General features: G+C 68.7%; 12 protein-coding genes. 1 reads left to right on the top strand and 11 read right to left on the bottom strand.

What is annotated here, in order from left to right; genetic code table 11:
- Positions 1–69: 69 nt before the first annotated feature.
- Genes HUW62_RS42975 through HUW62_RS42935 form a run of 9 tightly spaced genes read right to left on the bottom strand, consistent with a single transcriptional unit; the run spans position 70 to position 7,566 of the window.
- On the bottom strand, positions 70–477 hold the full coding sequence (locus HUW62_RS42975; RefSeq protein WP_176437741.1) for a GPW/gp25 family protein: 408 nt from the start codon (positions 475–477) through the stop codon (positions 70–72).
- Positions 478–487: 10 nt separating this feature from the next.
- Entirely contained in the window at positions 488–1,162 is a 675-nt protein-coding gene (locus tag HUW62_RS42970) for a hypothetical protein (RefSeq protein WP_176437740.1), read from the bottom strand.
- Between the two features lie 8 nt (positions 1,163–1,170).
- Complete coding sequence (locus HUW62_RS42965; protein WP_176437739.1) at positions 1,171–1,749, bottom strand: phage baseplate assembly protein V; 579 nt, start codon at positions 1,747–1,749, stop codon at positions 1,171–1,173.
- Between the two features lie 10 nt (positions 1,750–1,759).
- Positions 1,760–3,043: a phage late control D family protein gene (locus tag HUW62_RS42960; protein WP_176437738.1), complete on the bottom strand. Its 1,284-nt coding sequence runs from the start codon at positions 3,041–3,043 to the stop codon at positions 1,760–1,762.
- Complete coding sequence (locus HUW62_RS42955) at positions 3,040–3,381, bottom strand: hypothetical protein (RefSeq protein ID WP_176437737.1); 342 nt, start codon at positions 3,379–3,381, stop codon at positions 3,040–3,042. Before HUW62_RS42955 ends, HUW62_RS42960 begins: the two co-directional genes overlap by 4 nt.
- Positions 3,381–3,893 carry a peptidoglycan-binding protein gene (locus HUW62_RS42950; RefSeq protein WP_176437736.1) on the bottom strand — a complete coding sequence of 171 codons (513 nt, stop codon included), beginning with the start codon at positions 3,891–3,893 and terminating at the stop codon, positions 3,381–3,383. The genes HUW62_RS42955 and HUW62_RS42950 overlap by 1 nt, the downstream gene beginning before the upstream one ends.
- Positions 3,894–3,907: 14 nt before the next feature.
- Positions 3,908–6,601, bottom strand: a complete 2,694-nt coding sequence (locus tag HUW62_RS42945; RefSeq protein ID WP_176437735.1) for a phage tail tape measure protein — start codon at positions 6,599–6,601, stop codon at positions 3,908–3,910.
- A 3-nt stretch (positions 6,602–6,604) separates the two neighbouring features.
- Positions 6,605–6,796: a hypothetical protein gene (locus HUW62_RS42940; protein WP_176437734.1), complete on the bottom strand. Its 192-nt coding sequence runs from the start codon at positions 6,794–6,796 to the stop codon at positions 6,605–6,607.
- Complete coding sequence (locus tag HUW62_RS42935; protein WP_176437733.1) at positions 6,793–7,566, bottom strand: hypothetical protein; 774 nt, start codon at positions 7,564–7,566, stop codon at positions 6,793–6,795. Before HUW62_RS42935 ends, HUW62_RS42940 begins: the two co-directional genes overlap by 4 nt.
- A gap of 87 nt (positions 7,567–7,653) precedes the next feature.
- Here HUW62_RS42935 and HUW62_RS42930 point away from each other — a divergent pair, with 87 nt between their 5' ends.
- Positions 7,654–8,127 (top strand): hypothetical protein, encoded by a 474-nt coding sequence (locus tag HUW62_RS42930; protein WP_176437732.1) that lies wholly within the window; start codon positions 7,654–7,656, stop codon positions 8,125–8,127.
- Positions 8,128–8,130: 3 nt separating this feature from the next.
- On the opposite strand, the gene HUW62_RS42925 is transcribed toward HUW62_RS42930, so the two are convergent.
- Together HUW62_RS42925 and HUW62_RS42920 are read right to left on the bottom strand one after the other, a co-directional pair.
- Positions 8,131–8,592: a phage tail protein gene (locus HUW62_RS42925; RefSeq protein ID WP_141593132.1), complete on the bottom strand. Its 462-nt coding sequence runs from the start codon at positions 8,590–8,592 to the stop codon at positions 8,131–8,133.
- Between the two features lie 11 nt (positions 8,593–8,603).
- On the bottom strand, positions 8,604–9,367 hold a 764-nt coding region (locus HUW62_RS42920), incomplete at its 5' end, for a phage tail sheath family protein (RefSeq protein WP_255203961.1).

The following is a 9,367-nucleotide window of genomic DNA, read 5'->3' as shown; positions in this document are numbered from 1 at the left end:
GCCTCACCGCCCCGGCCTTGAACTCCTCCGTGTAGCTACGCCGGGGACGTCGTGGCTTCTTCACTTCCGTCATGTTGGACACCGTACCTGCCTCTTCCTTGGTGTCCACTGAAGCGGATCAAGCCCAGTAGTGTCCCCCTCGCGCACGCGCACACGAAGCGTCAGCGTGGCTGCCTCTTGCTCGACGCGGACCTGCATGAGCTGAACGCCTGGCAGCCAGCGCGCGAGGGCGTCGCGGACGTACACGCGCGCCAGCTCCGCCAGCACGGTGTCGTTGCGCTGGTGGCGAAGGCGCGAGAGTCCCGCTCCGAAGCTGGTGCGCCAGGGCAGCTCGCCGGAGGAGTGGGGCGTGGCACCTTCGGTCAGCAGCACCTGCCGCACCTTTGCGGCGAGCAACTCGGCCCCGGTGCCCGCGGCGAAGTCGCGCTTTCGGTCGCGCCGGAAGGGGACGAGGAGATTCTGGGGTGCTCGACTCATGACGTTCTCCTCATGGAACCGGGATGGCCGCGCGCACCTGCTGCAGCGTGCGGACGATGGCATCGAGGGGCGCAATGGCCTTGTCGAGCGCGCTTCCCTCGAGGTTGGAGAAGTCCGGCACCTGGGGGCCACCCACGAGCCCCAGCAGGACGTTGAGGAGGGCCATGAGCTGGGAGAGGGCGGCCAGGGCCTTGCCGACGTTGACGGCCTCCTGGGCGACATTGGCCTCCGCGCAGCCGGCCACCCTCAGTAGGCCCGCGTCCCCAAGCTGGACGGCGCGCATCCGGGCCTGCCCGACGCTCGACAGGCGCAACTGCAGGTGGAGGAGCTGGCCACGGGCATGGCCCAGCTCGCCCAGGACGATGTCGATGACGCCCACCACTGCGAGTGGCACCGAGAGCTGGGGGACGAGGCGGAGCAGCTTGGACACCTTCTCTGCCAGCGCCGGCAGTGCCGCGGCGATGGCCGTCGGGTCGGGCGGCGGCCCCAGCGCGTCGGGGATGGCCTTCACCACCTCGAAGACAGCCAGCACCGCGCCGATGATGTCGAAGAGGGGCGTGAGCGGCGCGAGCGCCGGCTGGACGGCTTGCAGGAGCTGGTGGTGCTGCAAGGTGGCGCCGCCAGGCAGGGTGAGGGTAGGCGCCTCGGGGAGCGGGGGGATGTGGACGCAGATGGGCAGCGCCATGGGTTTCCTCATATCGGCTCGGCGATGGGGCGGACGACGCGGCCGGCGATGGTGACCTGGGCCGCCTCCAGGGAGATGGCGCCGACCGCGCGTAGGGTGAGGGCGGTGGTGGCCTCCAGGGTGACGGTGTTCTCCTGCGCATCGAAGGTGAGGCAGTCGCCCGTCTTGCGGTTGGTGAGCTTCAGCTTCTTCTTCCCCGCGGACTCGTCCAGCTCCACGCGGAAGGTGGGCGTGGCGAGGACGCGGTTGTCGGGCGGAGACACCTGGGCTTCTTCGGGCACCTCACTCTGCCCGCCCGGCTTCCCCCAGTGCGCGCTGAGGTAGTAGGGGGCGTCGACGTCGCCCTGGTTGAAGAAGACAGCCACCTCGGCGCCCACGTGCGGCACCGCGAAGAACCCCGTGTCCTTGGCGCCGCCCCCGGAGGTGCCCAGGGGCCAAGCCCAGGTGGACTCAGGCTCGAGGACACCGGGGATGCACACGCGGACGCGGCCGAGCTGCTCGCCGTCGTCGCGGCTGGTGACGTAGCCCACGTACATGCCGAGGAGGCGCGTGTCGTGAGTGAGGATGTCGTCGTCGAAGGTGCTCATGGCGGGCTCGCTACCTGGGGAGACTCATTCCGGCTTCCGGGTCCTCGACACCGATGGGTTGCCCGTCACGGCGGTACTCGATGTACCGGGTGCCGGTGTCCCGCTCGAAGGCCTCGACTTCCTTCAGTGCCCCAGTCGTCTCGGGTGCGCTGGTGTTGGGCTGTCCGCCCTGGGGCTGGCCCTGCTTCTCAGCGCTGGCTTGCTGACGCTGCCCCGTGCCGTCACGCGACAGCTTCAAGTCCGTGGTGTAGCCGGAGGAGGAGAGGACGTGCTTCGCCTCGGTGACGTAATACTTCCCGGAGAGGAAGCTGGAGATGCCGCGCACCTCCACGACGGACTTCGCGCGCAAGGAGGGGTTGCCCACCACCTGGAGCGACAGCTTCACGGTGCCGGCTTCCGCGCGTCGGAAGCGGGCCGCGGACTCACGCTGGGCCTGGGCGGGTGTCGAGGCCGAGGTGGGCTGGACGCTGGTGGTGCTGTTTCGGAGCTGCAGCGCGGTGGTGCCCGTGCGCTTGTCCACCACCTCCAGGAAGTCCGCGAGGGTGGTGCGCTCCACGGTGCCACTGCTCGCCTGGGCCTCGATGTTCTTCTTGGCCAGAGCGTCCCGGCCGCGCACGTCCACCTTGCCCACTCGGCGACCCAGCTCCGACTCGACGTTGACCGAGAGGATGTCGCCCCGGCCTGCGTCGGCGTACCACCACAGCACATGGGTGGGCGCGGCGGCCTGGTTGCGCGGGCCGAAGGTGAGGCCCCTGTCGTCGACGTGGAACTGGAACTCCTCCCGTGCGGCCATGCGCCGGAGAAAGCGCGCATCCGTCTCCCCGGCCTGGTGGATGGTGTCGAAGGACTCTCCGGTGTCCTCGACGTGGACGGAGTCCTCTTCGTAGCCGTACTCGGCGGCCACCTCGCGCACTACCTGGGCGCGCGTCTTGCCCTTCCAGGCGCGTGTCTTCGCTTCGCGGTGCATAAGGGTGGAGAGCGCCTGGCCCTCGACGGTGAGCACCTGGAAGCCCTTCAACTTCTTCACCACCACCCGCCGAGGCGGCGCCATGAGCCCCGGGTAGCCCCAGGACACCTCCAGCACCGCGCCGCTCACCAGCTCCGCCTTATCGAAGAGTGCCAGGTCGAAGTTGTCCAACTGGAGGGACAGCTTGTCGGCCTTCGTCGCGCTGTCCTCGAAGGTGAGGCCGAGGACGCGCCCCTCAAGGGAGAGGGGCTCACCGCTGCGAGCCTTCTCGTGTGCCAGCAGCGTGAGGCGCACGCCAGGCGCGCTCCTGTCGAGGGGCCGTGTCATTCGCTGGCCCTCCGCCGCTGCTCGCTGAGGATGACGTCGGTGAGGACGCGCAGCGAAGGAACGAAGAGGCGCCGCCCGGCCTCCAACTCCAGGGTGGGGTCCACGATGGGTTCGGGCTGAAAATCAGCAAGGACCCACCAGAAGCCGCAGGCGCGCGGCAGGGGCGCGAAGTAGCGGCCGGCAAGACCCGAGAGGGAGTCGCCCTCGGCGACGAGGTGAACGCGGGTGTCTGCGTGTGGCTGGAAGCCGTAGGGGACTCTCTCGCTGAGGAAGAGGTGGCCCACCTCGTCCCGCAGGCCGAGGGAGAAGGAGTAGCGACTGCCAGCGTGAGGGGCCACTACGGCGCCTCCTGGCGGAGCTGCTCGGAAGTGACGCGGGTGTCCAGCACCTCCTCGAAGGTGACGGTGGCGGTGTAGACGAGGACGCGGCCGTCCACGGCCAACTGGCGGTACTGGAACTCCACGCTGGTGACGACACACTCCACCGTGAGGAGGCCTGGCCAGAGGACGAGGACCCGCGGTGGTGCCGTCGCCAGCACACCCTCGGTACCCGCCGGAGGCACGGTGAGGGCGCGCAGGAAGCCGCGGAACGCCATGATGTTGGACGTGTCGGCCTGCTGGGTGGCGGAGAAGGCGTCCAGGTAGAACTCCACGCCCGCGAGCTGCCGGTTGGAGGTGCCCTGGAACTGGAGCACCTGGTGGGAGAGGCCCGGCACGGCCAAGCGGCTCCAGTTCACCTGGAGCTTCTCGGTGAGCTGCGTGGGGTTGAAGAGGCACCCCATGGCCTCGCCGGTGAGGATATTCACGAGGAGGCAGCGAGGAGGACGGGCGAGGCCGGCAGCGATGGACACGTGGGGCCTGGCTTTCAGTAAGACGGCATGGGCGAGAAGGCGCGGGAGGCGGCGTCCCTCTCGGCGCGCGCTGTGGCCTGGGCAAGCACCTCTCCGTCCACCTGGACACTCACGAGGACGGGGGCGCTTGGAGGCGAGGCTGGCTGCGAGGAGAGCACCTCGGCCTGGGGCAGCGAGGCCTGGAGGGCCGCCACCGCAGGCATGGACGAGGACTCCAGGGGCCAGTCCACGGACGAGGTGGGAGAAGCGCTGGTGACGACGGACGTGGGTGTGGTGGCGCTGCCGGTGGAGTCCTCGAGGCCGAAGGCGACGGACAAGTCCCGGTGGAGGCCCAGCCGAGCTGACCGCAGGGCTTGCTGGAGGCCGGTGTCCGTGCCGAAGAGGCTCGCCACGGCGTCCACGACACCGAGGATGGCACCCACCAACTCCAGGAGGACGCCGGAGATGGCGTCGACCGTGCCGAAGACGATGAGCCTCATCCCCTTCCATGCCTCGGCCCAGTCGCCGGTAAGGATGCCACTGAGCGTCATCACCATGCCCCAGAAGACGTCGACGATGCCGGAGAAGGCCGCCAGGGCCGCGTTGAGGACGCCCCCCACCACGGACACCGTGAGAGAAACGGCGGACACCAACACGCCCACGACGGTGGCGATGTTGCCGATGGCGAACCCGATGGCTTCCCCCATGAGTGCCCACCCACTGCTGCCCTGCTGCAAGGCGGAGTTGGTGCCCAAGAGGCCAGAGAGCGCGCCTCCGAGGACGCGGCCCAGGTGCGCCAAGCTGCCCAGGAGGACGTCGACGCCGGCCTTCATGTAGCCCCACTGCCCGGCTAGGCCTTCCACCACCTCCGCGGCGGCCGTCATGCCGAGGACGACGAAGTCGAAGACGCGGGCGAGGGCGCGGCCCACCGTGGCCCCCGCGTCGCCGAAGGCCGCGAACTTCGCGGCGGCTGTGGCCGCGTCGTCCCTCCCGGAGAGGAAGCCCAGCGCTGCGCCCACCCGCCCCAGCGTCGCCTGGAAGGCGTCGAGGGTGGGGCGCGCGGCTTCCAGGCCAGAGGAGAAGCCATCGGCGATGCCGGAGAAGAAGCTGTGGAGGCGATGGCCCCACAGGTAGAGGTTGATGAGGAAGTCCTTCAGGCCGGCGTTCTCCGCCCGGCCGAGTTCCTCCCGCACCGCGCCGGAGAAGCCTCCGTCCTCGAAGAGCTGGACGAGGCCGCGGAAGGCGAGCGTCACCTGCTCCTGCACACGCCGTGCGAAGTCGCCCAGGCCCCCGAGGTTGTGACGGAAGGCGTAGGCGAGGCCGGCCACGGCGACGCCCAGGAGAACGACAGCGCCCACGGCCGGAAGCACCGTGGCCAGGAGGCCGCCCAGGGTGAGGCCCAGCACCTTGAGGCCCACCACCATCAGCGCCAGGCCCACCTTCGCGGCGATGACGGCGCCGACGAGAGTCAGCAGGGCACCCGCTCCGAGCGCGAAGGCTGCGAAGGCGCGCTTCACCGGGCCGGGCAACGCCTGGAAGACACCCAGCACCTGCTGCACCGCGCTGGCGACGAGGGTGACGAGGGGCTTCAAGACTTGGGAGAAGGGCTCCCCGAGGACGATGGCCAGTGTCTCCAGGTTGCCGGACAGCAGAGTCTTCTGGCCCTCGAAGGTGTCCAGCATCTGCTCGCGGAACTTTGTGGCCGTGCCGCCCGCGTTCTCGAACTCATCGCGCAGGTGCTTGAGGGCCGCGGCACCGCGGACGACTTCGCCCGTGTCCTTGCGGATGCCGTTGGAGAACTGCGTGAGGATGGCATTCACACCGCCGAGTGCTTCGCGGCCGAAAGCCTTCAGGAGGAAGGCGCTGCGCTGCGCCGCCGTCATGCGCTCGAGGGCGGGGGACATCTCGTTGAGGATGCCGAGGAAGCTGAGGAAGTTGCCTTTGGAGTCGGTGACGGCGACGCCCAGGCCGCGCAGGTGCTTCTGCACCTGTGGATCCGCCATTCGCTCCATGGCGACTGCCACGGCGGTGGATGCGCGCTCCACGCCGGGGACGACGTTCTTGACAAGGCCCAAGGCGATGAGCGTCTCTGGCAGGGACTGGTTGAGCGCCTGTGCGCCGCGCGCAGCGGTGCCGAGGGCCAGGGGCAACTCGTTCGCGCTCAAGGCGAAGACGTTGACGGCCTGGAGCATCTGGTCGACGGAGAGGGCGGCCTTGTCGGTGGAGATGCCGAAGGCCTTCATGGCCTGGGAGGCGAGGCCTGCCGCCCCCTGGGGTGTCAGCTCTCCTAGCGAGCCACCCGCAAGGTCCAACACCGGCAGCAGCAGCTTCATTGCCTCCGCTGCTGTGAAGCCGGCCTGGGTGAGTTCGCGCAGCCCCAGTACGGACTCGGTAGGGGTGAACTGCGTGGCGAGGCTTGCCTTGATGGCCGCGTCACGGAGCTGACCAAGCACCTCGGCCGAGGCGCCAGAGACAGCGGCCACGCCCGCCACGGCCTGCTCGAACTGTCCGGCGGTGTTGGCCAGGGACAACGACGCGCCAATGGTGACGGCGCCCGCCGAGAAGAGGGCCATGGCGACGCCGAGCCGCTGGAATGCGCCCTCAATGCGCGCGGTGCCCAACCCCACACGCCTGTCCAGGCGCGTGAAGTTGACCTCGAGCTGGGTGAAAACGCCGGAGGCCAAGTCTCTCGCGGTGAAGACGAAGCCCAGTCCGAGGTTGTTGAGCACGCGCTACCTCCGCTTCGCGGCCTTCTCCAAGGCCTTCGCCTCGCGACTGCGTTGCTGGCCGATGCGCTCGAGGAGCCAGTCCCTGTCCGAGGTGGGCAGCTCCAATGCGTCGCCGAGGGGAGCTGCGAGGCCGCTGCCGCCGTGCTGGTGCCAGCACAGGTTGAAGAGGCCCTCGCGCCACGTCTCCAGCGTCACGCCGGGGAAGAGGTGGAGCGCTCCCGGCGCCTCGCTGTCCGCTGCGTCCCCGGGAGGAAGAAGCCCCGGTCGAAAGGGAGCTCCACCTCCTGGCGCATGAAGCACTCGGGGCACTCGACTTCGAGCGTCGTGTCCACGCCGCAGTCGACGGCGTCAAACTCGTCGACGAGGTAGTCGGCGTCGCGCAGCGTGAGGTCCTCGAGGAAGCGGCGCTTGTCGCGCGCATCCACGCCGTCAACGTCCAGCACCCGGTAGGCGAGGACGGAGGACAGCAGCTTCTCAGGCGCCGCGCGCTGGAGCTGCGGCAGCCGCTGCTCGTCCTCTCCCGTCAACAGCCTGAAGCGCACGCGCTTTCCGGCGTCGGGCAGCGTCGTCTCGAAGCGGTTGCCAGCCGTGAAGGCCGCGCGGCTGGCGTCCGAGAGGGCGCGCACCGGGAGCTGCGTCAAGTCCAGCTCCCAGTCGATGCGGGCTCGGCAGGAGGCAGCCTGACAGGGGACGGCGAAGACGTACTCGGGGCCGTAGGTGAGGACGCGCACCTGAAGGAGAGCGAAGAAGCGGTCTCCCTGCAGCACTTGGCCCCAATCCACCTTCCCATCGGCGAAGGCGTAGGGGCCCGCCTCCAGCAGATCTTCCCAACACGCGGAGAGCAACTCGTCCACCTGGCCGCCGCTCTTCGCCAGCTTCCTGTCCGCGAGGACGCGCTCTTCCCGCACTCGCATTCCCCGAATACGGCCCGTCAGCCCCGAGGGGCATGAGATGATGTCCGCCATGTCGTCCTGCCTCCGGGAAGGACAAAGGCATTGGACGGCAAATCGGGGACATCGATAGACGCAGCACCCAATCTGCGTGGGGGACTCATGAAGCCACTGGTATGGTCAGGTTCGTTTCAGATTTCAGAGCTGCTGGCGCAGTGCATGAATGACGCGCAGCCCTGGCCTCCAGCATGGCGCGGCGTGTACCTGGTCTCGCGGAACGCGTGGACGGGCTCTCCGAACTCCGAATGCCATCCGCTCTATGTGGGGAGCAACACCGGCAAGTCCCAGCGATTTTGCACGCGCATCGGCGACCTCATCGCCGACCTGCACGGCTTCTACGACGGTGGGACGGGGCACCACAGCGGTGGGCAGACGCTCTGGAAATGGTGCCGTGACAACAAGGTGCACCCTGGGGCGCTCTATCTGGGCTGGGGAACGAGCGAGGACTTCTGTGCTCGCTGCGCCGAAGTCACGACCGTAGTGAAGTTCGTCAGCTCATGGGCGGAGCGGGCGCCCCTGTTGAATGGGAATCGCCCGCCCGCGTGCAGAGCCCATGGATGCTACGTCGGTGACTGAGGCCTACTTGGCCAGCTCAAAGAAGTCGTAGGTGAGGGTGACGGACTCGATGACGTTCTCGTCCGACTCGTTGTCCCACTCACCCGCGACGAACTTTACCGGCCAGGCGCGGGAGAGGCTCCACCGGCGCAGCGTGGTGCCGTCCCTGTCTTGCTGGACGATGTCGAGGTTGCGCTTGTAGAGGCTGTCCGGCAGGCCCAGGCCGCTGGTGGTGTGAACGACGTCCTGGAACCAGTCGAAGAGTTCGTGATCCTGCGTGGCGCCGCGCTCGAGGGTGACGTCGGAGAAGGTGAGGCGCCCCGGGGACTTGTTGGGGATGAGGCTGCCGCCCTCGAAGTATTGGACGTTGGCGACCTCGACGGACAACTCGCTGCACTTCTGGAAACCGGAGTGCCCGAGGCCGTCAGCCTCACAGAGGAACTTGAAGCGCTTATGGAAGCTGCGCGGCTGTCCGATGATGGCCATGGCCAGTCTCCTTAGAGGCCCGCCGAGGCCAGCTCGGCTTCGAGGGCGCGGGTGTCCTGGGCGATGCGCAGGACGATGAACTCGGCCGGCTTGTTGGTGGCGAGCCCGATGCGCGCCACCAGTTTGCCGGCGAAGACCACGGACGGCGGATTGAGCGCGTCCGAGACGTCGACGAAGAAGGCCTTGGCGGGCTCCTGGCTGCGGAAGGCGCCGTTCTTCATCTGTGCGAGGAGGAAGGCGGCAATGGACCGCCGCACCTGGGCGCGCAGCCCCTCGGTGTTGTTGCGGTGCCGGGCGAATTGCAGCCCCGACTTGAGGCTGCGCTCTATGAAGGACCCCCCGCGCCGCTCGGCGACGTAGGGGAAGTTCCCGCTGGCCTTCAGCGTGCGGCTGCCGTCGATGAAGCGCGGCAGGCCGGGCCCGGTGGTGAGAGGGTTGATGCGGCGGGGGTAGACGATGTCCCGCTTCTTCTCTTCGAGGCACTCCTTGGACTCGAAGCCCAGGACGCCGAACATGCGGCCGGCCTCGATGCCCGCGGGAGCCTCATACACACCACCGGGGCGCGCGCCGTCGTTGCGCGCGAAGACGCCAGCAATGATGCCGGAGGGCGGGACGACGAGCTGCTCCAGGTTGCCGAAGACGCCGCGGGCGGGGTTGAGCACCTTGACGCGGGGCCAGTAGAGGGCCGCGTGCTCAGAGAGCCCTTCGAGGGCGGCCTCCTGCGAGACGTAGGAGACGATGTCCGTGGCGCTGTAGCCCGCGGGCGAGTCGAGGA

It is taken from the genome of Myxococcus sp. AM011 (assembly GCF_013372595.1).
Lineage (GTDB): Bacteria > Myxococcota > Myxococcia > Myxococcales > Myxococcaceae > Myxococcus > Myxococcus eversor.
Note: the sequence above shows the minus strand (reverse complement) of the source record. Positions and strands in the feature narration are given on the sequence as shown.

Bases quoted from the DNA above. Each gene is read 5' to 3' on its own strand.
- HUW62_RS42965 (WP_176437739.1), bottom strand. From the start codon at position 1,749: ATGAGCACCTTCGACGACGACATCCTCACTCACGACACGCGCCTCCTC.
- HUW62_RS42925 (WP_141593132.1), bottom strand. From the start codon at position 8,592: ATGGCCATCATCGGACAGCCGCGCAGCTTCCATAAGCGCTTCAAGTTC.
- HUW62_RS42935 (WP_176437733.1), bottom strand. From the start codon at position 7,566: ATGGCGGACATCATCTCATGCCCCTCGGGGCTGACGGGCCGTATTCGG.
- HUW62_RS42970 (WP_176437740.1), bottom strand. From the start codon at position 1,162: ATGGCGCTGCCCATCTGCGTCCACATCCCCCCGCTCCCCGAGGCGCCT.
- HUW62_RS42930 (WP_176437732.1), top strand. From the start codon at position 7,654: ATGAAGCCACTGGTATGGTCAGGTTCGTTTCAGATTTCAGAGCTGCTG.
- HUW62_RS42975 (WP_176437741.1), bottom strand. From the start codon at position 477: ATGAGTCGAGCACCCCAGAATCTCCTCGTCCCCTTCCGGCGCGACCGA.
- HUW62_RS42960 (WP_176437738.1), bottom strand. From the start codon at position 3,043: ATGACACGGCCCCTCGACAGGAGCGCGCCTGGCGTGCGCCTCACGCTG.